The sequence below is a fragment of the Acidobacteriota bacterium genome (genome assembly GCA_016196035.1).
Classification (GTDB): Bacteria; Acidobacteriota; Blastocatellia; order RBC074; family RBC074; genus JACPYM01.
The window spans coordinates 1-23,752 of record JACPYM010000095.1; the positions used below are offsets into that span (position 1 = coordinate 1).

At 60.0% G+C, this 23,752-nt stretch carries 14 protein-coding genes; 9 read left to right on the forward strand and 5 right to left on the reverse strand.

The genetic code is table 11. The features are described from left to right. Nucleotides 1-362 precede the first annotated feature (362 nt). The 4 genes from HY011_27330 (at nucleotide 363) to HY011_27345 (ending at nucleotide 7,750) form a co-directional block, all read left to right on the forward strand. Complete coding sequence (locus tag HY011_27330; protein MBI3426658.1) at nucleotides 363-1,190, forward strand: methyltransferase domain-containing protein; 828 nt, start codon at nucleotides 363-365, stop codon at nucleotides 1,188-1,190. Nucleotides 1,191-1,580: 390 nt separating this feature from the next. After that, nucleotides 1,581-4,040 (forward strand): ABC transporter permease, encoded by a 2,460-nt coding sequence (locus HY011_27335; protein ID MBI3426659.1) that lies wholly within the window; start codon nucleotides 1,581-1,583, stop codon nucleotides 4,038-4,040. Between the two features lie 325 nt (nucleotides 4,041-4,365). Further along, entirely contained in the window at nucleotides 4,366-6,774 is a 2,409-nt protein-coding gene (locus tag HY011_27340; protein MBI3426660.1) for an ABC transporter permease, read from the forward strand. A gap of 46 nt (nucleotides 6,775-6,820) precedes the next feature. Then, a complete protein-coding gene (locus HY011_27345; protein ID MBI3426661.1) occupies nucleotides 6,821-7,750 on the forward strand; it encodes a nucleoside hydrolase in 930 nt (309 codons plus the stop codon). 45 nt (nucleotides 7,751-7,795) lie between these two features. Here HY011_27345 and HY011_27350 read toward each other — a convergent pair whose 3' ends face one another. Next, entirely contained in the window at nucleotides 7,796-10,957 is a 3,162-nt protein-coding gene (locus tag HY011_27350; GenBank protein ID MBI3426662.1) for a protein kinase, read from the reverse strand. Nucleotides 10,958-11,231: 274 nt separating this feature from the next. Between HY011_27350 and HY011_27355 the strand changes: the two genes are divergently transcribed. The 5 genes from HY011_27355 to HY011_27375 all read left to right on the forward strand — a co-directional run bounded on the left by HY011_27355 (nucleotide 11,232) and on the right by HY011_27375 (nucleotide 20,066). Continuing rightward, a complete protein-coding gene (locus tag HY011_27355; GenBank protein ID MBI3426663.1) occupies nucleotides 11,232-11,810 on the forward strand; it encodes a sigma-70 family RNA polymerase sigma factor in 579 nt (192 codons plus the stop codon). A gap of 224 nt (nucleotides 11,811-12,034) precedes the next feature. Then, nucleotides 12,035-14,452: an ABC transporter permease gene (locus tag HY011_27360; GenBank protein MBI3426664.1), complete on the forward strand. Its 2,418-nt coding sequence runs from the start codon at nucleotides 12,035-12,037 to the stop codon at nucleotides 14,450-14,452. A gap of 165 nt (nucleotides 14,453-14,617) precedes the next feature. After that, nucleotides 14,618-15,100 (forward strand): hypothetical protein, encoded by a 483-nt coding sequence (locus HY011_27365; protein ID MBI3426665.1) that lies wholly within the window; start codon nucleotides 14,618-14,620, stop codon nucleotides 15,098-15,100. Then, nucleotides 15,088-17,517, forward strand: a complete 2,430-nt coding sequence (locus tag HY011_27370) for an ABC transporter permease (GenBank protein ID MBI3426666.1) — start codon at nucleotides 15,088-15,090, stop codon at nucleotides 17,515-17,517. The genes HY011_27365 and HY011_27370 overlap by 13 nt, the downstream gene beginning before the upstream one ends. Before the next feature lie 128 nt (nucleotides 17,518-17,645). Continuing rightward, a complete protein-coding gene (locus tag HY011_27375; GenBank protein ID MBI3426667.1) occupies nucleotides 17,646-20,066 on the forward strand; it encodes an ABC transporter permease in 2,421 nt (806 codons plus the stop codon). Nucleotides 20,067-20,290: 224 nt separating this feature from the next. On the opposite strand, the gene HY011_27380 is transcribed toward HY011_27375, so the two are convergent. The 4 genes from HY011_27380 to HY011_27395 all read right to left on the reverse strand — a co-directional run bounded on the left by HY011_27380 (nucleotide 20,291) and on the right by HY011_27395 (nucleotide 23,743). Next, the gene (locus tag HY011_27380; protein ID MBI3426668.1) at nucleotides 20,291-20,815 is read right to left on the reverse strand and encodes a DNA topology modulation protein; all 525 of its coding nucleotides are present in this window, start codon (nucleotides 20,813-20,815) and stop codon (nucleotides 20,291-20,293) included. Nucleotides 20,816-21,031: 216 nt separating this feature from the next. Next, a complete protein-coding gene (locus HY011_27385; protein ID MBI3426669.1) occupies nucleotides 21,032-21,451 on the reverse strand; it encodes a nuclear transport factor 2 family protein in 420 nt (139 codons plus the stop codon). 155 nt (nucleotides 21,452-21,606) lie between these two features. Continuing rightward, nucleotides 21,607-22,764 carry a hypothetical protein gene (locus HY011_27390; protein ID MBI3426670.1) on the reverse strand — a complete coding sequence of 386 codons (1,158 nt, stop codon included), beginning with the start codon at nucleotides 22,762-22,764 and terminating at the stop codon, nucleotides 21,607-21,609. Further along, complete coding sequence (locus tag HY011_27395; GenBank protein ID MBI3426671.1) at nucleotides 22,757-23,743, reverse strand: site-specific DNA-methyltransferase; 987 nt, start codon at nucleotides 23,741-23,743, stop codon at nucleotides 22,757-22,759. The genes HY011_27390 and HY011_27395 overlap by 8 nt, the downstream gene beginning before the upstream one ends. Between the last annotated feature and the right edge of the window lie 9 nt (nucleotides 23,744-23,752).

Here is a 23,752-nt window from a genome sequence, read left to right on the forward strand (position 1 = left end):
GTTTTGCAGCCGCGTAGCGGCGACCCGATTTTAGCCCGGCGTTTCAACGCCGGGAAAGCTTGGCAACGGTTCCGCGTCGCGTCAGCGACGCCTGAATTCAAGCGTCGCTGACGCGACGCGGAACCGTTGCCAAGCTTTCTACCGTGGTTTGAAAACCACGGCTAAACTCAACTGTCGCTACGCGACAAAAACTGATGAGCCTTGCATTTTTACCACTACCTACAGTTTTACTCACACCTCATTTGAAACTATTGAAGCTTGAGCGTCCGCCGCCAGCGCCGCGAGCCGCGGTTTTCCGCTGATGATAAAAACAGCGGCCTTGCTTGCCGTGACCTGGCTGGATCCGCCGAAGGCATTACGTTATGAGTGAGAAAACGACCTCTGAATACATCCACGGCACCGACCCTGAAGAGCAGGCGCGCCTGTCGCTGCTCAATGATTTGCTCAACGTCGGCTCGTTGCGCGAACTGCATTTGCAGGTCGGCGAACGCATCCTCGATGTCGGCAGCGGCCTGGGCCAACTGTCGCGGGCGATGGCGCGGGTGGCGGGCGAGCGCGTGCTGGGCATCGAACGCAGCGCCGCACAAATTGCCGAGGCCGTGCGCCAGGCCGCGCAGGCGGGCGAAGCCGCGCTGGTCGAATTCCGGCAGGGCGATGCCTTGCAGTTCCCCTTGCGTGACGAAGAGTGGGGCACGTTCGATCTGGCGCACACGCGCTTTCTGCTCGAACACCTGCCCGACCCGTTGCCCGTGGTGCAAGCGATGGTGCGCGCGGTGCGGCCCGGCGGACGTATTGTGCTGGAAGACGACGATCACGATTTGTTGCGCCTCTGGCCGGAGCCGCCCGGCTTCGCGGCGTTTTGGCAGGCGTATCAGCGCAGCTATGAACACCTGGGCAACGACCCTGTCATCGGGCGGCGGCTGGTGTCGTTGCTGGTCGAGGCCGGCGCGGCCCCGGTGCGCAACACGTTTATCTTTTTTGGCAGTTGCCAGGGCGAACCGCATTTCGCGCATTACGTCGAAAACTTGATCGGCGTCATCCACGGCGCGCGCGCCACTGTGGTCGAGGCTGGTTTGTTGGCTGCCGCGCAATTTGACGCGGGCCTCGCCGCCTTGCACGAATGGAGCCGCGACCCTGCCGCGACGCTCTGGTATGCGGTCTGTTGGGCGGAAGGCCGCCGCGTGCATTGAAACACGGTTGCGCGGTTTGGTTCGGCGGCGCGCTCGGACGGGCTGAACCCTCAATCGTGTCCGCCAAGTCATCACTGCCACTGATAGCGGTTTGCAAGTATGTGCGACCGAGACGATACGGAGAGCGGTCGCGACCTGGCAGCTCGTTGGTGTGCGACACCGCAGCACCAGGTCACGACCGCTCTCCGTATCGTCTCGGTCGCAGGTCATCCCCAACTGCAAGCTGCTATAACGCTTTTGGGAAGCGTCATTCTCAAAAGTGGACACCCGCCGTTGGCGTACCGCCACAATGCCGAAGCCATTGAAGAACTTACCCCCGCCGCTGTCTTGGCACGCTGCTTGGAACTGCACTCTTAACCGGCAGTTCGTTTTCTATCAAGAGGAGCAACGATGAACACCTTACTGCAAGACCTACGCTTCGGCGCGCGAATGTTATTCAAACAACCGGGCTTCACGCTGATTGCCGTCGTCACGCTGGCGCTCGGCATTGGGGCGAATACGGCGATTTTCAGCGTGGTGAATGGCGTCCTGTTGCGCCCGCTCAATTACCGCGAACCGGAGCGCCTTGTGACGCTCTTGCACGAAGGGCGCGGGCCGGTTGCACCCGCCAATTTTCTGGACTTTCGCGCCCACGGCCAAAGCTTCGCCCAGATGGCGGCGGCGGAAGCCTGGGGCGGCGCGCTCACGGGCAACGACCGGCCCGAACAACTCAGCGGCTTGCGCATGGGCGAAGGGCTGTTCGACATGCTCGGCGTGCCCGCGCTGTTGGGGCGCACCTTGCAAGCCGAGGACTTTCAGCCGGGCCAAGAGCACGTGTTGCTGCTGAGCCACAAACTTTGGCAGCGCGTCTTTGGCGGCGTGGCGGATGTCGTGGGCAAGCAGGTGCGGCTGAGCGGCGAAAGCTACACGATCGTCGGGGTGATGCCGCCGCAGTTTCAATTCCCGCCGTTCTGGTCAACGCGGGCTGAGATGTGGACGCCGCTCGATTTGCGTGCGCGCGCCACCAGCCGGGGCGGGCAAAGCCTGCGCGTGTTTGCGCGGCTCAAACCGGGCGTGACGCTCGTGCAGGCCCAGACCGAGATGGAAGCCATGAGCAAACAACTGGCGGCGGCCTACCCGGCAGCCAACACCGGCCTCAACATTCGCGTCACCACTTTGAATGAAAAAATCGTCGGCGATGTGCGCCCGGCTTTGCTGATTTTGTCGGTGACGGTTGGCATGGTGTTGTTGATTGCTTGCGCCAACGTCGCGTGTTTGTTGCTGGCGCGCGCGGCGGCGCGGCAAAAGGAAGTCGCGATTCGTGGGGCGCTGGGTGCCAACCGCTGGCGCATTCTCAGGCAGATGCTGACCGAGAGTTTGTTGCTGGCGTTGGGCGGCGCGTTCAGCGGCGTGTTGTTGGCCGTCTGGGGCGTCGAATGGTTGACCGGCTTGCTGGCAGGTAATAGCACGAGTTTCAGCGTGCGCCTACCGCGTCTGAACGAAATTCAAATTGATGCGACGGCGTTGTTGTTCACCTTGTCCGTCGCATTGCTGACCGGTTTGCTCTTCGGCCTCGCGCCCGCGCTGGCCGCGTCAAAACCGGATTTGAATCAGGTACTCAAAGAGGGCGGACGCGGCAACACGGGCGGCCCCAGCCGCTGGCGCGCCATGCTGGTCGTCGCCGAACTCGCTTTGTCGCTGGTCTTGCTGATCGGCGCGGGCCTGCTGGTCAGTAGCTTTCTGAAGCTGCAAGCGATTGATCCGGGCTTCAATCCGCGCAATTTACTGTCGGCGACGGTTTCGCTGGCGGGGGCGACGCAGTATGTCGGCCCGGCGCGCGAGGCTTTTTACCGGCAATTGACAGAGCGGCTCAAAACAGTGCCGGGCGTCACAGCGGCCAGCGCGATCAACCACCTGCCGCTGGCGGGCGATACCTGGGGAACCAATGTGGTGTTTGAAAATCAACCCTTGCCACCGCCCGGCCAAGAGGCAGGCGCGACCTTCCGCGTCTGCCGCCCGGATTATTTCAGCACGATGGGCGTGCCGTTGCGCGCGGGCCGCGAATTCACCGAGCGCGATGCGCCGGATGCGCCGCGCGTGGTGATCGTCAACGAAACCCTGGCGAAACGCTACTGGCCGTCGGAAGAGGCCCTCGGCAAACGCCTCACGCTCGACGATCCGCGCGACCGCACACAACCGGTGCAATGGCTCACCGTGGTCGGCGTCGTCAAGGATGTGAAACAGGGAAGCTGGACCGCCGCGCCCGAGAACGAAATCTATCTACCCTTTCAACAAGACCCGATCTTTTATGCCGGTACCGCCGGGCACATGACTGCGATGACGTTGGTCGTGCGCACCACCGTCGCGCCGCAAACCCTCGCCCCGGCGGTGCAGGAGGCCGTCAGAGCGCTCGACCGCAACCTGCCCGTCTCGGCCAGCGTGAGCATGGAGCAAGTCGTCGCGGATACGCTCTGGCAGCCGCGTTTCAACTTGCAACTGATCGGCCTCTTTGCCGCCCTGGCGCTGGTGTTGGCGGCGGTCGGTCTCTACGGCGTGATGTCCTATTCGGTCACCCAACGCACGCACGAAGTCGGTTTGCGCATGGCGTTGGGGGCGGGGCAGCGCGATGTCATTAAGCTGATGGTCGGGCAAGGGATGAAACTGGCATTGCTCGGTGTGGGCCTGGGCCTGCTGGTGGCGCTGGCGTTGACGCGGTTGATGACGAAGCTGTTGTTTGGCGTGAGCGCCACTGACCCGCTGACCTTTGCGGGAATCGCCTTGTTGCTGACGCTGGTCGCGCTGCTGGCTTGTTACATCCCCGCCCGGCGCGCGGCAAAAGTTGATCCGATGATTGCGCTGCGGTGCGAATAGATATTGGATGCTAGAAGCTGGCTGCTATAGACCTCAAGAAAAAGAATTTCCCTAGCAAGCTCCAACGGAGCATCAGCCAACAGCCTGGGGTGCAGCCCCAGGCTGCACATTGAGTCGTTGCGCGAAGCCCTGAAAGGGCGCCAGCCATAGGCTTGGCTGGCGCCCTTTCAGGGCTTGCCGAACCATTTGCACGCCCCCAGGGCTTCACCCTGGGCTGTTGGCTGGCCGTCCCTTTGGGACTTTTCGGAAATTCTTTTTCTTAAAAACTATAGGAAAGGAAGCCAGCCTCTAGCCTCCAGCTTCTGGCATCTCCTATGAGGTATTTATGCAAATCTTAACTCAAGACCTGCGCTACGGCGCGCGAATGTTACTGAAGCAACCCGGCTTCACGTTGATTGCCGTGCTGACGTTGGCGCTGGGCATCGGCGCGACGACGGCGATCTTCAGCGTGGTGAATGCGCTGGTGTTTCGCTCGCTGCCTTTCACGGAAGCCGAGCGGCTGGTCTGGATCGCGAATGTCGGCGCAGATGGGTTGTCGGGGCAGACGACGCGAATGAACAATTTTCTGGACTGGCGCAATCTCAATCAGTCGTTTACCGATCTCGCGGGCTATTTTGCCTTCTCCGATTACGAAAGCTTCAGCCTCACGGGCAGCGGCGAACCGGAGCGATTGACGGGCTATTTCATCACGCAAAATTTCCTGCCGCTGTTGGGCGTGCAGCCGCTGTTGGGGCGCAATTTCGATGCGGACGAAAGTCGCTTGAACGGACGCAAAGCCGTGCTGCTGAGTTATGGATTCTGGCGACGACGCTTTGGCGGTGACGCGAAAATCGTCGGGCAAACCATCACGCTCAAAGATCAGGCGACAGTGGTCGTAGGCGTCTTGCCCCCGACGTTTGATTTCGCTTCGACGTTCACGCCCGGCACACGCGTAGACCTGCTCGCGCCGTTTCCGATGGCGAAAGAATTAGACCGTATTGGGAATACGCTGGCCGTCATTGGCAAGTTGAAACCGGGCAGCCACATCCCGCAGGCGCAGGCGGAATTCGATGCGCTGAATCAGCAATTGCAGAAACAATATCCGGCCCGTGGCGCTGGGTTCGGCGCACGGATGACAGACCTGCAACAACAGATCAACGGGCGCTTTCAGCGCGGCCTGTGGGTGCTGTTGGCGGCGGTCGGCTGCGTGCTGCTGATTGCCTGCGCGAATCTCTCGAACCTGATGCTGGTGCGGGCTTCGGCGCGCCGCAAGGAGATTGCGTTGCGACTGGCACTCGGTGCCACGCGCTGGCGTTTGGTGCGCCAGATGCTGACGGAAAGCGTGTTGCTGGCAGTTGCTGGCGCGGCAGTTGGCTTGTCGCTCGCGCTGTTCGCAACCGATACCATCGCGTCCACCAATGCGTTCAGCCTGCCGCTGTTGCAATCGGTGAAGGTGGATATGACGGCGCTGTTGTTCACGCTGGCGGTGACGATTGGCACGGGACTGCTATTTGGCATGATGCCCGCGTTGCAAGCGACGGGGACGAATGTGCAGGAAGATTTGCAGGACGCGACGCGCGGCTCCAGCGGAGGCAAACAACGCGGACGGTTGCGCGACACTTTGGTGGTTGCCGAAATCGCGCTGGCCTGTGTGTTGTTGATTGGTGCGGGCTTGCTGATGCGCAGCTTCTGGCAGGTGCTGCAAACCGATCCCGGTTTTCGTGCGGAACGAACGGCGGTCTGGCGCATTGAGCCGGGACAAAAATATGACACCCCCGGCAAAAAAAATGCGCTGTATGCTGCGCTCACCGAACGCGTTGCCGCGCTGCCCGGCGTCGTTTCGGTGGGACTGACCGATACGCTGCCGCTGGGGCGTAATCGCAGTTGGGATGTGCGCGTCAAAGGGCAAGCCGTGCGTGAAGGCATTGGCGTGTTTCCGCGCATGATTGATCCCGGTTATCGCACGACGATGGGGATTGCTTTGCGAGCCGGGCGCGACTTCACGAAATTCGACACTGAGAAAACCGAACAGGTGACGATGATCAGCGAAGCTCTCGCCCACCGTTTGTTTCCCGGCCAGGAAGCCGTCGGACGCCAGGTGATCACGGGCGACCGCGAATATCGCGTGACTGGCGTTGTGAGTAGTGTCCGACACAGTTCGCTCGAAGCCGAGGCCGAACCGGAAATGTATTTTCCGCTCGCGCAAGCCGTGCAAAGCTCGATGGAGATGGTAGTGCGGACGACGCAGCGACCAGCGGCAATGGCCGCAGAGATTCAACGCGCCTTTCACTCGGTAGATGCCAATCTGCCTGCCCGCGACTTTCGCACGCTGGAAGGCATCGTGGCGCAATCGGTTTCGCCGCGCCGCTTTGTGATGCTGTTGCTGGGCGGCTTTGCGGGGCTGGCGCTGTTGCTGGCGGCGCTGGGGATTTACGGCGTCATTTCGTTTTCCGTCGCGCAACGCACCAATGAAATCGGCATCCGAATCGCGCTGGGCGCACAGGCGGCAGACATCTTCAAGCTGGTGCTGGGACAGGGCGCGCGGTTGATTGTCGGCGGTATTGTCATTGGCTTACTGGGCGCATTGGCTCTGACAAAAGTGATGCAAAGCTTGTTGTATGGCGTAAGCGCGTCTGACTTGCTGACCTTTGCCGCTATCACGACGTTGATCTCTTGCGTAGCGTTGCTGGCCTGCTGGATTCCGGCGCGGCGAGCAACAAAAGTTGATCCAATGATTGCGCTGCGGTGCGAATGATGCACCACGCCAATACGTCGGCGGGCGTGATGCCGAGGGCTGTCGGATGCAGAAACTACACCTTGACACCGATCTGGGCGGCGACATTGACGATCTGTGCGCGCTGGCAATGGTGCTCAATTGGCCGGAAGTGGAGTTGCTCGCCGTCACCACGGTGGCTGAACAGCAGGGCCAACGCGCCGGTTATGTGCGCCATGCGTTGCGGCTGGCGCAACGCCCAGATATTCCCGTTGCCGCTGGGGCCGACATTGCGCAGCACGCTTACCGCGTTTGGCAGGGCTTGCCCAACGCCGCCGACTACTGGCCGGAACCGATTCCGCCCGCCCGTCCCGCGTTGGACGAAGCGCTGGCCCTGCTGGCGCGCAGCATTGAGCAAGGTGCCACCATTGTCGCCATTGGCGCGTTCACGAACCTGGCGTTATTGGAACAGCGCCAGCCCGGCATCCTGCGCCAGGCTCGGTTATATCTGATGGGCGGATATGTCTTCCCGCCCCGCGCCGGATTCCCGCAATGGGGGCCTGAGATAGATTTCAACGTCCAGGTTGATGCCGCCTCGGCGCAGTTGGTCATCACGCATTCCAATCCGACCTTCGTCACGCTGGCGGTCAGCGTCGAAACCTCGTTGCGCCACGCCTATCTGCCCCGCTTGCGCCAGGCCGGGCCGCTGGCGCAACTGATCGCGCGGCAGGCCGAGACGTTTGCGCGGGACGAAAACCACGCTGCGCAGTTTGGGCAAACGTGTGCGGGTGTGCCGGACGATACGATCAACTTTCAGCACGATGCGCTGGCGTGCGCCATCGCCCTGGGCTGGCGCGAAGGCGTGGAAATTCGTGAGTTGCCGTTGCGGTCGGAAATCAAAGACGCCTGGCTCTGCCATACGCCAGACGCGCGCGGCAAACCCACGCGCGTCGTGACAAAAATCAATGGCGACAGGTTTAATGAATTCTGGCTGGAGACCGTTACCCGCCGCATTTGAGGCTGCGTGCTTCACTTGGTTCATCCCGCTGGTTTGACGAGGCTGTTACTTGGCTTGGCCGTGGCTCGCGGCAGCTTGCAGCAATTGAGCAATCTCTGGCTTGCCCAACTGCTTGGCCAACTCCAACGCGGTCAGGCCGCTCTTGTCCTTCGCTTTGATATCGGCACCGTGCTGTAATAGCAGGCGGATGGTGGTGGGCCGATTGTAACGCACGGCGTACATCAGTGGCGTAGACCCATTGCTGTCAGCCGCATTGACATCGCAACCAGCCCGCAACAATGTTTCGCCAATCAACTGTAACGCCTTGTCAGGCAGTGCCTCTACTTCAAAGACCGACACCTCGCCATGCTCATCCTGTATTGCTTGGAACTTGCCACTCGAACCAGGCTTGGGTGGCGGCGGCGGGATTCTCTTGTTTCCCCGTTCGATCACGTCGCCACTGGGCCGACTTTCCATAGACATCACCATCAAAGCATTGCGTCCGTCGCTATCGCGCGTGTTCGGATCAGCGCCTTTTGCCAGTAGGATTTTGAGGGCGTTCTCGTTTCCCTGGATGAGCCTGGGAAAGCGGTGATTGGGCATTGGATAAAGCCATTGATAACGCGCCGCCGCCAGCAACGGCGGGCCAAAGCGGGTCGGTTCGTTGAGGTCTGCGCCGTGAGCCAGCAGCAGTTCGATAGCCTGCGGGCAGTAGGTGAGCGCCACGATCAAGGGGCTGCGTCCGATGGAATCGCGCGCCTGCACGTCAGCGCCGTGTGCGATCAGCAATTGCGCGATTTCTACGCGGCGATCCGTCAACGCCACATGCAAAGGCGGCATCGCGACAGCGCCGATGCCCGGTGGCGTCCAGCTTCCACTCAACACGAGCGGTGTATTCACGCCCACGCCCTTTTCGAGCAGGAATTCCGTCATCGCTCGTGATTGAATGATGCGCAGGTCGTAGGGATGGAAACTGCGCCCACCGAATGGCAGTACTGCGCGCCGCAGCCAGCGTTGCCAGCCTCTGGCTGGCGTACTTGGCAAGGCCCAAAAGGGAAGCGGGACGCCGGCGGCTTGCAAAGCTTTGACCGTATAGAGCCGGCCTGAGTTGATGGCCGTGCTCATCAGGGGAAGTTTCAAGAACTGCAAGTTGCCCAGCAGCAGCAGCAGCGCGCAGGTCGGCGCATAGGTCTTGAAATAAGGCCACCAACCGTTCGTTTTGGTTTCCATCGCCTGACGCAAGTGCGACACGGCTGTGTCTGTTGTGGTCTCACCCAAAGCTTTTCGCGCGGTGAAGTACAGCACAGCTTGTTCGATTGAGCTTTTCACGCTGAGGTTGAAGGCGGTAAAGCCGAGCGCCAGCAGCAACGGCAGCAGCAAAACGGCGTTGTCGAACAATTCCCTGCGCCCGCCATCCAGCGTGTTGCCCCAGAGCACCAACGCCGTCTGCCACGCGGTCAGCACGAGTGCGAAGGCCAGCAAGCGCCTGAACAAAGGATAGGCCAGCTTGCGGCGCAACGGCTCAATCAGTTTGGCTGAGCGTTGCGCGGCTTGGTCAACGCTCAGACCTTCCTGCATCAACGGCGGAACGCTCAGCAGGGAATCAGCCCAACGCTTAATCTCAGCCAGTTTGAACGAGCTCAGTTTGCGCGCGAGGCCCGCCAATTCGGCCCAGGTTGCTTGGGCCAGCGCGCCGCTGCGCTGCCGAATTGCGCTGACGATGTTGCGTGCGTCTAGCTCCGACTTGGCGGTTTTCTGCGTCTGTTCGAGGAAAAGCGTGAATGCTGCCGTGACTGAATTCTGTTTCCATAAAGTCGTAGCCGCGATCAACAGCCAGAGCAACCCGAAGACCAGGCCCGCTGACAAAGGCCGCAGCCCCGGCAATTTTACCGTCGCCAGCAGCAGCAAGCCGGTCAAGAGCCACATTCGCCATTGCAAGCGCACCGCCAGTTCCAGCAGTTTGAACCTGTGTTGCCGCAGCAGGGCATCGGCCTGCTGGCGCAACCAGTCATTGCCGGTGGTTTGCAGATTCAGCAGAAAAGCAAATGCGCCAGCCGTAGCGGGCCGCGCCGCCGGTTCTTTTGCCAGCGCCTGACCAACGACGGCATCGAGTGTGGCAGGCAGACCCCAACGTTTTTGGCTGAGCGGCACGGGCGTGGTTTCACGATGTTGTTGCAGCAGTTCCGCGAAGGTTCCGTCAAAGGGCAACTCGCCGCTCAGCATCTGGTACGCGATCACGCCCAGGCTGTAAATGTCCGAAGCGTTGTCTAGCTCTTCGCCCCGGCCCTGTTCGGGCGACATGTATTTCGGCGTGCCCAGCACGGTGCCCGCGCGCGTCAATTGCCGCAGCGTCAGATTCAGCCGCAGCGTTTCGTCTTCTGTGATGGAATAGGGCTGAAGTTGCGGCGCGGCTGGCTGGCTCGTTTCGCTGACGACCGGCAGTGGCTCCGGCTCTTCGAGCACCAGCAAGTCTTGCAACTGGGCGATGCCGAAATCGAGCACCTTGACGTTGCAACCGGCAACTCCGACCGGTTCGAGCCAGATGTTTTCCGGTTTGAGATCGCGATGCAGAATGCCCAGCCGATGCGCTTCGTCAATCGCCGCGCAGGTCTGGCTGAGAATGTCGAGCGCGTCAGCCAATGGCAGCGGGCGTTTGTCTTTGAGCTTGGCCGCCAGCGTACCGCCTTCGAGATGTTCCATCACCAGATAGGCCAGCGTTTGCTCGTGCTCGCCCGTGATGCCGAAGTCGGTCACGTTGACGATATTCGGATGGCGCAAACGCCCGATGGTCTTGGCCTCGCGCCGGAACCGTTCGATGAATTCGCGCTGGCCCGCCAGTTCGGGCGCGATCACTTTGACGGCCACGCGGCGGCCCGTGCCGACGTGCAGCGCGCGATAGACCGCGCCCATGCCGCCGCGTCCGCACAATTCCTCCAAACGGTATTTCCCATCGAGCAAGCGTCCGATCATCTGCTGACCAGAGGGCGGCGTCAGCGCCTCTGCGAGTTGCGCTTGCCAGCGGCCAAATTGGGACGCAAGGCTGATGCGCAGGGCGGGCGTTTCCAGGAAGCTGTGATTTTCCTCGTGGTTGTTGAGCAGGGATTGAAGTTCGTGTCGCAAGGCCGGATCGTGTTGTGCGACCTGCGCCAGAAACGCCGCGCGTTCTTCGGTTGGACATTCCAGCGCCTGGTGAAAAAGCTGATCAATCTTTTCCCAATCTGTGTTCATCGCTCGGCTCCATTGTCCTGCTGTGTCGGTGATTGTTTAATATGCTGACGGTGCAAGCAATCGTCCGTCACCGCAAATAGCGACAAAGCGGTGCGAATCCGCCCAGGCTGAACGAAAAAAAGAAAATCCCTGGGTACGCAGCGCTTCCAGCGTGCAGTCTCGGCGTGAGACCGAGCAATGCCGAAGGGTACCCTTTCAGCATCATTCTATCTTCTGCCAAGACCGCACGCTGGAAGCGGTGCGTACCCAGGAATTTCTCTCGAAGGAAAACGCAATGTCTACGAACTCATCCGAAATCAGCCTGTTACTTGATCAATATCGCGCCGGGCAGGCCGAAGCGTTTGGTAAATTGATGGCGCTGGTCTATGACGACCTGCGCCGCCTAGCCGCCTGGCAGCTTCAGACCGAACGCCCGGAGCACACCTTGCAACCCACCGCGCTGGTGCACGAAGCCTATCTGAAACTGGCCGGACAGAATCCGGTCGAATGGCAAAACAAGGCGCACTTCTTCGCCCTGGCGGCCCAGGTCATGCGCCACATTCTGGTGGATCACGCGCGCACCAAACAGCGCGACAAACGCGGCGGCGGACAAGCCAGCGTCGCACTTGATGAAGCGCTCAAGCTGAGCAACGCCAGCGAACCGGGCCTGGTCGAATTGGATGAAGCGCTCGACACCCTGGCCGGGCAGGACGCGCGCAAGGGCCGCATCGTCGAGTTGCGCTATTTCGGCGGACTGAGCATCGAAGAGACTGCCGACGTGCTGGGCATCTCGCCCACTTCCGTGCGCCGTGAATGGACGCTGGCAAAAGCCTGGCTGCGGCGCGAACTGGGCAAAGACGTCCGCGCTAATTGAACACGCCTTTGTTCTCTACTGGGAAGCGCCGTTCCCGAAAGCGAACAATCAATCTCGCGCAGCGTTGCGTTCCCGTTTCAAATTGCTTTTCGCCGCAGACTTTAGCCGCGCGCATGCGCTGGCACGGAAACTGTATGCCAAACCCCAGAGCCGCTGACGATTCACTGACGATTCACTGACGATTGTTGACCAGTTATTCAACGCAGATTCAGGGAGCACCACTGATGAACACCTTCTGGCAAGACCTGCGCTACGGCGCGCGAATGTTGATGAAACAGCCCGGCTTCACGTTGATCGCCGTTGTTACGCTGGCGCTGGGCATCGGCGCGAATACGGCGATTTTCAGTGTGGTCAATGCGGCGCTGCTGCGCCCGTTGCCATACGTCCACGCCGAACAACTGGTCGCGGTCTTTGTGCGCACGAACAGCGACCCGCGCGAATATGTCGCGTGGCCTGATTTGCTGGACTGGCGCGCGCAGAACCGGTCGTTTGCCCAACTGGCGGCTTTCGTGCCGCAGAGCGTCAACCTGACCGGGCGCACCGGCAGCCAGATCGAACCGGGCCGGGTCATCGGTGGTTTTGTGAGCGCCGATTTTTTTCCCATGCTTCAGGTCACTGCCGCACAGGGGCGCGCCTTTTTGCCCGGCGAAGATGTGACGGGCGCTGAGCGCGTCGCTGTTGTCAGCTATGAAACCTGGCGCGACCGGTTTGGCGCTGATCCGCAACTGCTCGGCCAGACGCTGACGCTCAACAATCAACCGTTCACGGTCGTGGGCGTCCTGCCAGCGGGCTTCCGCGCGCCTTATTCCGAAATTGAGGTGTGGCTGCCGATTCAGCATTACCCGAATTTTTCGCTCGACCGCAAGGTCACGAGCGCGGGCGTGTTCGGACGGCTCAAGCCGGGCGTATCCATGCGGCAGGCGCAAACCGAGATGGATACGATTGCCGCCCGCCTGGCCCAGCAATATCCCGAAACCAACAAAGAGCGCGGCGTCAATCTGGTTGGTTTGCAAACGCTGCTGGCCGAGCAATTGAAACCCGCGTTGCTGGTATTGTTCGGCGCGGTGGGCTGCGTGCTGTTGATCGCCTGCGCCAATATCGCCAACCTGTTGTTGAGCCGCGCGGTCGGGCGTGCGCGTGAACTGGCCTTGTGCGCCGCCTTGGGCGCCAGCCGCGCGCGCCTGTTGCGGCAACTGCTGACCGAAAGCCTGTTGCTGGCGCTGGTGAGCGGAGTCATCGGGCTGCTGATCGGCGTCTGGGGGATGGAGGCCCTGGCAACCAGCAGCGCCGTCAATTTGCCGGGGCTGTTTGAAATCAAACTCGATCGCGCGGTGTTCGGGTTCACGCTGGGCGCGGCGCTGTTGACCGGTTTGGTTTTCGGCTTGTTGCCGGCCTGGCGTTTCTCGCGGCCTGACCTGAACGAAGCCTTGAAAGAGGGCGGGCGGACGGCGGGCGCGCAACCTTCGCGCAACCGCTTGCGCGGATTGCTGGTCGTCGCTCAGGTCGCGCTCTCGCTGGTATTGCTGGTGGGCGCGGGGTTGATGGTCAGAAGTTTTGCGAACCTGCTCGGCGTTGATCCGGGCTTCGATGCGCACAATGTGCTGACGCTGGAATACCGCGTGCCGCGCAACAAATATCCCGAACCGCAGCAGCAATGGCGCTTTCACGAACAGGTGGTCGCGCGCGTGCAAGCCCTGCCCGGCGTTGAATCTGCCGCCGCCGTGGGCGCGATTCCGCACGGCGGAAATTCCGGCACCTCCGGGTTTACTCTGCCTGAGCGCGCGACACCGCCCGCCGGTCAGGAACCGCGCGCGCAAACCAATCGCGCCGATCCGCACTATTTCCGCACCCTGAAAATTCCGGTCTTGCAGGGCCGCGTTTTCACCGCGCAAGATCAAGCGCAAACGCCGCCTGTGATCATCATCAACCAAACGATGGCGCGGCAATACTGGCCGGCGGGCGAGGCCCTCGGGCGGCAGGTGCATCTGTTGTCCCCGGACGTCACGGCCACGGTTATCGGCGTCGTCGGCGACATCCGGCATCTCAGCTTGGACGAACCCGCGCAGCCGCAAATCTATCTGAACTACGCGCAGCAGCCGCACATCTTTGCCTCGCTGGTGGTGCGCACGCGCGGCGATGCCAACAGCTTTGCCAACGCGGTGCGCGCCGCTATCTGGTCGGTGGACAGCGAACAGCCCGTTTGGAAAGTGCGCACGCTCGAATTCCTGCTGCAACGCTCGTTAGGTGGGCAGCGATTTCTGCTGCAATTAATCGGCGCGCTCGCCGGCCTGGCGCTGCTGCTGGCGGCGGTCGGCATTTATGGCGTCATCGCCTATGCGGTCAGCCAGCGCACGCATGAGATTGGCATTCGCATGGCGCTGGGCGCACAGCGGCGCGACGTGTTGCGGCTGGTGCTGGGGCAGGGCCTGAAGCTCGTCTTGCTCGGCGTCGCACTCGGCATGGCGGCGGCGTTCGCGCTGACGCGGCTGATGAACACCCTGTTGTTTGGTGTCGGCGCTACCGATCCGTTGACCTTTGGCGTCGTGGCGCTGCTGTTGTTGCTGGTTGCGCTAGCGGCCTGTTGGTTTCCCGCGCGCCGTGCGCTGGGCGTTGAGCCGCTGATGGCGTTGCGCGGTGATTGAGTTGCCGCCGGCGGTTTCATTGTCGCTAACTAAAATCTTTGCCGCAGAGGCACAGAGACACGGAGGAAGACGGAGAACGGTGCCAACGCTGTGAAAAAGCCCTGTGTCTCCGTGCCTCTGTGGCTAAGCTGTTCGTGTCTTGCGTAAGTTCTGATGAGGTTTGCCATGTTTTGTCCCTCTTGTGGCGCTGAATCTGATGAAGCCTGGCGCTCGTGCCGTCGTTGCGGCGGCACGAGCGCCGTTTCGGCAAACGCGGCTGCGCCTGCAACACCGCTGGTGCAACCGGTGCCGCGGGACTGGCTCATTCCGCTGATCAACGCCGCCGCCGCCGTCAGCCTTGCCGGGATCGGCATCGGCGGGCTGGCGATCATTCTCGGTTATCTGGAAAGGCTGCTGCGTCTGGAAGTCCCGCTGCAAGCCGCCTTGCTGGTGACGCTGGGCGGCCTGCTTGGCTTTTTCATGGTCATCGGATTTATCAGTCAGCAGCTTTTCCGCAGCCTGCATAAGCCACAAGCAGCGTCTCAACCTGAGCCGCGTTTCGCCGAGGCCGAACCGCAGGCCGCGCGGCTCAACAGTGCAGAGGCCGCCGCGGCCAGCGTCACCGAACACACGACCCGTCATCTGGAGGGAGAGTTATGCAAGCGTTGATGCAAGACCTGCGCTATGGCGTGCGCATGTTGCGGAAGAACCCCGGCTTCGCCTTGATCGCAGTTTTTTCGCTGGCGTTGGGGATTATGGCGACGACGGCGATGTACAGCGTCATTCACGCCGTCATTCTCGACCCGTTCCCGTACAAAGACGTAGACAAGCTGATGAGCGTCAAGGTGTGGAGTCCGCACGAGCGCGGCTTTCGCACTTACTATTCGACCGATCAATTTCTGGAAATCGCCGAACGCAGCGCAATCTTTGAAGGCGTGATCGCTTCGACCATCAGCGATGTGTTGTGGACGGATGGCGCGGAGCCGCAACGCTTGCGCGGCAATTTCGGCACGGCCCGGACGTTTCAAGTGATGGGCGTGCCGCCGCTGCTGGGGCGCACGTATACGCCGGAAGACGCCAACACCGCAGCCGCGCCGGTCGCGGTGTTGGGCTACAAATTCTGGCGGCGGCAATTCGGCGGCGACCCCGGCGTCATCGGCAGGGAAATGCGCTTGAACGACCAAGTCCGCACGGTGATCGGCGTGATGCCCAAGCGGTTTATGTGGCGCGGCGCCGATGTGTATCTGCCCGTGGTGCTCCGGCGCGGGCAAACGGTCGAAGGCATTCGCAGCGTGCATTTGCTCGGACGGTTGAAACCCGGCGTCACGCCCGCACAAGCCGAAGCCGATTTGCGCCCGATTATCGCCGATCTCAAGCAGCGCGAACCCGATCAGTTCCCGCAACAATGGCAAGTCGGCCTGCTATCGTTCAAAGAAACTTTTCCCAGCGCCATCCGCGAAAACCTTTGGATTCTGTTCGGCGCGGTCGGACTGTTGTTGCTGATCGCCTGTGCCAACGTCTCGAATCTGTTGCTGGCTAAAGCGGGCGAGCGCCGCAAGGAAATGACCGTGCGCGCGGCGCTGGGCGCAAGTCGTGGGCGCATCATCCGGCAGTTATTGACTGAAAGTCTGCTGATTGCCGTGACGGGTGGCACGCTGGGCGTTTTGCTCGCCGTCTGGAGCTTGCAGGCAATCTTGAAAATCGTCCCGCCCAACACCATCCCCGATGAAGCCGAAGTCACACTCAACATGCCGGTCTTGCTCTTTGCGCTGGCGGTCTCGGTGCTGACCAGCATGCTCTTTGGCCTCGCGCCAGCCTTGCACACGGCCACGCACGATTTGGCGAACCCCTTACGCGAAGCGGGCCGCAGTATGGCTGGTAGCCGGCGGCAGGCGTTCTTGCGCAAGAGTCTGGTCGTCGCCGAAGTTGCACTTTCGCTGCTGTTGCTGGTGGGCGCGGGGCTGATGATCCGTAGCGTGCTGGCAATGCAAAACGCCGGCCTCGGCTTTCGCACCGACCGTGTGTTGACGATGCGCGTGCCGCTGCCCGAAAAGCGTTACCCCGACCGTGCGCAGCGCGTGGCGTTCTTTCAAGACGTGTTGCGCCGCGTGCGTGCTGTGCCGGGCGTTGAGGCCGTCGGGTTGAATCTGGGATTGCATCCGTTGGGCAGCATGGGCGCGGCAGTCGAGGTCAGCGGCGCAGCGCAACAAGACGCGCGTGCGGCGATGATTCATCACACCAATGCCGATTACGCCAAGGCAATGGGGATCACGCTGTTGCAAGGCCGCCTGTTTACGGAAAGCGAAGTGGACGGCCAGCGGCAACTGGCGCTGGTCAATCAAACCTTCGCGCGCAATCGGCTGCCCGGGCGCGATCCGCTGGGCCAAGTCATTCGCATTCCGCGCCTCGCCCAGGCTCCGTTCAAAATCGCCACCGACTCCTTTGAAATTGTCGGTGTCGTGAAGGATGCGCAGAATCGGAATTTGAATCAAGAGATCACGCCCGAAATCTATATCCCGTTCACGCTGGCCGGGGCGGCGGATCGGCTGGCTGTCCTGGCGCAAGGCGACCCGTCGGCGCTCACCCGCGCCGTGCTCAACCAAATTCGCGCGGTGGACGCCCAGCAACCCGTCACCAATGTGATGACCATTGACGGCGTGTTGCAGGAATTCTTTTACGCTGATCCGAAATTCAATCTCGTGCTCTTTGCGGTCTTTGCGGCCTTGGGGCTGACGCTGGCGGTGATCGGCGTTTACGGCGTGATGTCCAGCGCGGTCGCCCAGCAGACACAGGAAATCGGCTTGCGGATGGCGTTGGGCGCCAGCCCCGGCGCGGTTTCGGGCATGATCATCAAACGTGGCGCGAGGCTGCTGGCGACGGGGATTGGCGTGGGGCTGCTGGGCAGTCTGCTGGCAACGCGCTTGCTGAAAGGCTATGTCTGGAATCTTTCGGCCTTTGACAGCTTTGATCCGCTGACCTTTGGCGCGGTCGCCTTGCTCTTGCTACTGGCCGGATTGCAAGCCTGTTGGTGGCCGGCCCGGCGGGCGGCGCGCATAGACCCGTTGGTGGCGTTACGGATGGAATAGCTCCGTTCGAGGTGAAATGTCGCTGGGCGCGTAAACAAATCTGCGCAACCTGAAACCTTTCTCCGTGGCGTGTCCCTTACTGCAAACCTGTCCGGTTCGTCTCAATGTAAAGCGGAGGAGAAACCACCATGCAGACTCTTTGGCGAGACTTGCGCTACAGCGTGCGAATGCTGCTCAAACAACCGGGCTTCGCCGTCATCGCGGTGCTCACCCTGGCCTTGGGCATCGGCGCGAATACGGCGATGTTTAGCGTGCTCAATACGTATCTATTCCGCGCGCTGCCATATCCGAATTCCGCGCAACTGATGCGCGTCTATCGCACTTCGATCCATTCGCAAAGCTGGCCGCATTCGCCCGCCAGTTTTATGGATCAGCGCGAAAAGAATACGGTCTTTGAGCGCATGGTCGCGTTTAACGGCATCAGCCCGAATCTGGCCGAAGAGGGCGAAGCCGCCGAGCGTTTGCAGGGCATGGCCGTCACGGCGGATTTCTTTCCGGCCCTGGGCGTGCCTGCTGCGTTGGGGCGCGTCTTTACCGCCGCAGAAGATCAACCGGGCGCGAGTCAGGTCGTCGTGCTTAGCGACCGTTTCTGGCAACGGCGTTTTGGCGCAGACCCGAACATCGTGGGGCGCACGCTGCGGCTGGATGGCGAAAATATCAAAGTCGTGGGCGTGATGCCGCCCGGCTTCGATCATCCGTTGCTGTGGGACACGGTGGATGTGTGGCGGCCTTTGGCGTTTGCCGCCGACCAGCGCCAGAATCGCGGCAATAACTTTTTGCGCCTCTTTGCGCGCCTGAAACCGGGCGTCTCGCTCGCCCAGGCGCAGGCCGCGATGAATGTATTGGCGGCCAACCAAGCGCAAGAACATCAAGAGAATCGCAATGAAGGGCTGCGGCTGGAACCATTGCAACGCTCTGTGTCGGATGACATCGGGCGCAAAGTCATGTGGTTTGTCTTTGGCCTCGCGGGGTTTGTGTTGTTGATTGCCTGCGCCAACCTCGCCAATTTGCAACTGGTGCGCACGGCAGGACGCGCGAAAGAATTGGCGGTGCGCATGGCATTGGGCGCTGGGCGCTGGCGTTTATTGCGGCAATCGCTGACTGAGAGTTTGGTTATCTCGTTGCTGGGCGGCGCGCTGAGTTTGCTGTTTGCCGTGCAAGGCGTTGATTTCATCAGCCAACGCCTGTTTAGCGAATTGCCCGGCGCGGCGGTGACGCTCGATTATCGCGTGTTCGGCTTTGCGTTGTTGTGTTCGGTGCTAACGGGGCTGCTTTTCGGCGTTGTTCCCGCGTGGCTGGCCTCGCGCACGAATGTCAACGAAGCCTTGAAAGACAATCTGCGCGGTTCCTCCGCCGGGCGCGGGCAACATCGTTTGCGCCACGCGTTGATTATTGGCGAAGTCGCCTTTGCGCTCGTCTTGCTGGCAGGCGCTGGCTTGTTCTTGCGCGGGCTGTATCGCTTCACCAAACACGATCCAGGCTGGCAGGTGGATGGCTTGTTGACGGCGCAGATCGGGTTACGCGGCGCGAACTATGCCAAACCGCCGCAACGCCTGGCGTTTTATCAGCAACTGGAAGAACGCCTGCGCGCGCTGCCCGGCGTTGAACAGGTGGCGCTGTCGAATTCAAATCCGGTCTGGGGCTTTAACAGCAGCGGTTCGTTCCGCATCGAAGGCCAGCCCGTGCCGCAAGCCGGTCAATGGCCCGAAATCTATTTCGAGCCGGTCAGTACCGACTATTTCAACACGCTCGGCGTGCGGCTCAGCGCCGGACGCACCTTCACTGCCGCCGACACCAGCGACAAAGCGCCGGTCATCATCATCAACGAAACGACGGCGCGCCGTTTCTGGCCCAACGAAAGCGCCATCGGCAAACGCCTCGGCAGGCCCGGCGACAACCCCAACTGGCACGAAGTCGTCGGCGTCGTGAACGACATGGCTTTTCCGGCAGACCTAAGCGAACCGTATACGCGCTTCCAGGGCTTTCGTCCTTTAACACAATCGCAGACCAACAGCGTCGTCATCACTTTACGCAGCACCACGCCGCCCGAAGCGCTCGTGAACACGCTCCGCGCCGCCGTGGCGCAACTCGATCCGGCGCAACCCGTGCACAGGCTGCGCACAGCGCGCAGCCTGGTCGAACAAGGTTTGGGCAGCATCGCACTGCTCAGCACGCTGCTCGCCGCTTTCGCGGCCTTGGGACTGGCCTTGGCGGCCATCGGCATTTACGGCGTCATCTCATACACCGTCGCCCAGCGCACCGGCGAAATCGGCATTCGCCTGGCCTTGGGCGCGCAATCCAAAGATGTGCTCTGGCTGGTGCTGGGCAAAGGTGGACGGCTGATTCTGCTGGGCGCGCTGCTGGGCATTGCGGGCGCGCTGGCCGAGGCCCGCTTGCTCGCCGCAGCCATTCCAACCTTGCCGACGCGCGATCCGCTGACCTTGGCGCTCATCACCTGCGCCTTGGTGCTCGTCGCGTTCTTGGCCTGTTATCTGCCCGCTCGACGTGCGACCAAAGTTGATCCGCTGATTGCGTTGCGCTACGAGTAGTCGGTAGTCGGTAGACCTTAGCGGGATTAAGCAACGAACAACCACGGGGCACACGGGGCGCACGGGGAACTCAAGGAAACCTCCACGGAGGAAGAGTTTTGATCTGCCGCCCCGCTTTGTGTTTTCCCCGCTTTCCCCGTGTGCCCCGTGGCTAATTCCTCTTCCCGCTAATGTCTAGTAATCAGTAAGTGGGAGATCGAATGGTTTGGAAAATACGATGTGTCTCAGCCGCCGGAATGCGTGTGGCTGAGGGTTTGGAAGAAGCGCTCAATCTCCGCCGTGGACTGCAAGATCAACGCCTGTTGGTGGGGAGCAAGTTGTGCGAGTCGCGCCAGCAACTTGGGTTTGCGTTGCGCCGGGTAATGCCAAATCCAACTGAGGAATTCAAACGAGAGTTGCTCCGGGCAGCCGGGCGTCATGTCCGGGCGTGTGCGACCCCGGTATTGCACGTAGCGCTTGAGCACGCGCCACAAACACAAGCTGCGCGGCAAATCCAAAAACACCACCGTATCGCAGGCCGCCAGTCGCTGTTCCAGTGTCCCGCCATAATTCCCGTCCATAACCCAGCGCTCGCCTGCCAGCAACCGCGCGACGGTGGCGGCCCATTCCTGCTTCGGTGGTTCGACCCAGCCCGGCTGCCAGTACAACGCATCCAGATGGAGCAGCGGCAACCCCGTCGCCCGCGCCAAGCGCGCCGCGAACGTGGATTTGCCCGCGCCACCTGAGCCGATTACCAACACTCGTTTCATCGGGATTACTTCAAAGGTCTGGATCAGTTTGCAATTGTGTTTATGTGAGCAGTAGGCACCGGAGCGGTACCGCGCGCGTGAGCAAGCGGCGCGTCAAGCTTGTACCAATGGCTGAACCGCCAAACCTCCGCTTGCTCACGCGCGCGGTACCGCCCCGCAGGTTCCCGTACACTGAAGTGAAAACCGATCTAATACGTGCGGCTGCGATTGAACCGCCTACATCCAACCGAGTTCTTTCAGCGCCCAAGGGGCATTCCATACTTTCACCATACCCGCGACTTTATTTTCGTCGTTCATCGTCAACACATAGACATAATCGGTATGTGTTTCTTTGTTGGTGGGCGGGACAGGGCCACCTTCGCCCGTATGCCGGGCGTGGTAGGTCGCAAAGAAAATGGCCGTGTTGGTCGTCTCGTCAAAAGCCGCCGCATGCAAGTCGTAGGTGGCCCCCGGTGCGGTGATAGTTCCGATGGCCGCCATCCAGTCACAATAAGCTTGAATCGTGGTGATCCCGGCCAGCGGCTCACTCTGTGCCCTGAATGATGCGCCCTCCGCAACATACGCTTGGCACCCTTCCCAGCCTGCTGGAGCTTCGCAGGCAGCAAAGAATTTCTTGGCGTTTTCAAAAGCAGTCATCTTGTCTCCTTACTTGGTTTGGTTGAAGTGATACACCGAATCGTAGCGGGTTGTTCTTTAGCGCCTAACACCGCATTCATCTGGGCGGCGACCTCTGCTACCAAACCTATCGGTTACGGCAAGCCGCTCCGGTTGAACGGATGTTATCCCATTTCCTAGAGGGCAAGAATACGAACGAGAAAATCCTTGGCTTTATGCTCATCAATCTCGGCACTTGGTCGCTCAATCAGACCATTTATCGCTTTCCCCTCAAATTGGGATACACCTCTGGAATTTCGCCCAGCCCAATGCCGTAGCAAGATTGTTCCATCAAGCAGATTCTTTTGAAACATGGATACCAGGGCTGTGTTGACAATCCTGCCCGGATCAACGCCAACGAAATAGAACATGAAAACCGACCTGTCTCCCGCAAGAAACTCAAGCATCTTGTCCAAGTTGTAAGCCTTCGGATTGGAGTTGAGTATCAGTATCTTCGTCTTCACGTCCGTTTCAGTGTCAAACGCATCAAAGTGTCTTTGATAGTCACCGAGCGTGTTAGCGGTCTTGAACGAAGGCAGCCCATTTGAGCCAGACTTCAGGGACTCGATCAGGCGTTGTCGCAGCGACTCGTCGTCTCCGGCTATCAAGTATTCGATCACACGTCCCCGGACATTCACATTCTCAATCAGGGCTGCCAAGAGGATTTCGTTCTTGTATCTGGCGACTTTGTCATCAAGTTCATCCTTCAGCGTTGTGACATCCGGGGATGCAACAAAACGAATAGCCCTACTGGGGGCTGCAAGAATATTCTCCCCTTCGATGCCTCCAACCGTAAATTTCGAACCAGATGGAGATATGTTGTTTGTGGCTTCTACGAGTCGCGCTAAATTCCCCTCAAATCCGATGTCTGCATGAATAGCGAAGAGTCGAACAATGTTCTCGGCGCAATTCTCGATACCCTCAAAATTCTGTACTATGTCGGAGCCGTTGAAACTTCCGCGAATGTTGTTCACCCTGAGTTCTTGGGAACTGTGACTTATTTTCTTTAGGAAGGTCGTATTCGCGATAAGACAGAAGTTCTTTGCAGGAGTGACCAGACACACAATAAACGGACGGTCGTCATACTTTTTGAGATTTGATAGCGAAAGGACTGTGTTGCCAAAGTTACGACTGGCTGACGAACTAAAGCGTATTGCAAACTCCGCACAATAGTAAACCGACCGATCCTTCGTCAGACTGAGTTCCTCTGAAACCAGCATAGCGAGACGGGCTTTGTCACTGATGCCATTATTATCGTGGATCAATTGAAGAAGATGATCGAGCGCTTCAGGCATCGAATAATCCTTTCGTTCGCACATTTGGCGTTTTCACTTTTGCAGGCTTCTGGTCATTGAGGCTGTTTCTCTCCCAAAAAACGCCGTCGGCATATCCTTGAATACTGGAATCTTCATTTGCAGCTTCGAGGCGCTTTAGCACCCAGCAGCAATACTCGCGGTTAATTTCAATGCCGCAAAAGTGTCGTCTGAGCTTTTTGGCGACGACTGCTGTGGTCCCGCTGCCAAGAAACGGATCAAGAATGAAGTCGCCAGGACGGGAGCTAGCAAGAATCAGTTTTGCGATCAATTTTTCTGGTTTCTGCGTAGGATGATCGGTATTCTCCGACATAGACCAGAATGGAATGGTTATGTCGGTCCATAGATTTGATGGATGTGTGAGTCTGTGGTTTCCGTTTTCCGTTTCATCCCAATCCTTCGGCCTTCCGTCCTCATGACGATACGGCGCGATTACCTTCCGCTTTAACTTCACAGCATCAACGTTGAAAGTGTACTCATCTGCAAGTGTGCAAAACCAAATATCCTCGGTGTTGTTCTTCCAGTTTGCCTTCGCCCCGCGCCCCTTCTCGCGTTCCCATGTGATTCTGTTACGGATATGCAGATGCTGGTCTAGAACTGGAAAGATCAGCGTGGATGTTCTCCAGTCGCTACAAACGTAAACGGATGCTGTGGGCCGTAGCAATGGGACTAGCGAAGACAGGATGCTATCGAACCATGAAATGTAGGCGTCGGCATCTTGAGCGCGGAATACATGGCCGTTGAAATCCTTTGTCAGATTGTAAGGGGGGTCAAGTATGAGAAGGTCCGCAAACGAGCGAGGGAGTAGTGGGCATGCCATCGCAAAATCCTGATTTATGATGCGGTCTGTAATCAACGGCACTGTTGCGGGTTGCGACAATTGCAGTAACGCTCCTGACAATCTCGACACTTCTTCTGCCTGGCATATCAGCGTTCTATTCCGTGGTGCACGTATCTTCATAATTCTATC

What these genes read in the sequence shown, in the direction of transcription:
- HY011_27370 (MBI3426666.1), top strand. Translation starts at nt 15,088, where the DNA reads ATGCAAGCGTTGATGCAAGACCTGCGCTATGGCGTGCGCATGTTGCGG.
- HY011_27360 (MBI3426664.1), top strand. Translation starts at nt 12,035, where the DNA reads ATGAACACCTTCTGGCAAGACCTGCGCTACGGCGCGCGAATGTTGATG.
- HY011_27335 (MBI3426659.1), top strand. Translation starts at nt 1,581, where the DNA reads ATGAACACCTTACTGCAAGACCTACGCTTCGGCGCGCGAATGTTATTC.
- HY011_27340 (MBI3426660.1), top strand. Translation starts at nt 4,366, where the DNA reads ATGCAAATCTTAACTCAAGACCTGCGCTACGGCGCGCGAATGTTACTG.
- HY011_27345 (MBI3426661.1), top strand. Translation starts at nt 6,821, where the DNA reads ATGCAGAAACTACACCTTGACACCGATCTGGGCGGCGACATTGACGAT.
- HY011_27390 (MBI3426670.1), bottom strand. Translation starts at nt 22,764, where the DNA reads ATGCCTGAAGCGCTCGATCATCTTCTTCAATTGATCCACGATAATAAT.
- HY011_27330 (MBI3426658.1), top strand. Translation starts at nt 363, where the DNA reads ATGAGTGAGAAAACGACCTCTGAATACATCCACGGCACCGACCCTGAA.
- HY011_27380 (MBI3426668.1), bottom strand. Translation starts at nt 20,815, where the DNA reads ATGAAACGAGTGTTGGTAATCGGCTCAGGTGGCGCGGGCAAATCCACG.
- HY011_27375 (MBI3426667.1), top strand. Translation starts at nt 17,646, where the DNA reads ATGCAGACTCTTTGGCGAGACTTGCGCTACAGCGTGCGAATGCTGCTC.
- HY011_27365 (MBI3426665.1), top strand. Translation starts at nt 14,618, where the DNA reads ATGTTTTGTCCCTCTTGTGGCGCTGAATCTGATGAAGCCTGGCGCTCG.
- HY011_27385 (MBI3426669.1), bottom strand. Translation starts at nt 21,451, where the DNA reads ATGACTGCTTTTGAAAACGCCAAGAAATTCTTTGCTGCCTGCGAAGCT.
- HY011_27355 (MBI3426663.1), top strand. Translation starts at nt 11,232, where the DNA reads ATGTCTACGAACTCATCCGAAATCAGCCTGTTACTTGATCAATATCGC.
- HY011_27350 (MBI3426662.1), bottom strand. Translation starts at nt 10,957, where the DNA reads ATGAACACAGATTGGGAAAAGATTGATCAGCTTTTTCACCAGGCGCTG.
- HY011_27395 (MBI3426671.1), bottom strand. Translation starts at nt 23,743, where the DNA reads ATGAAGATACGTGCACCACGGAATAGAACGCTGATATGCCAGGCAGAA.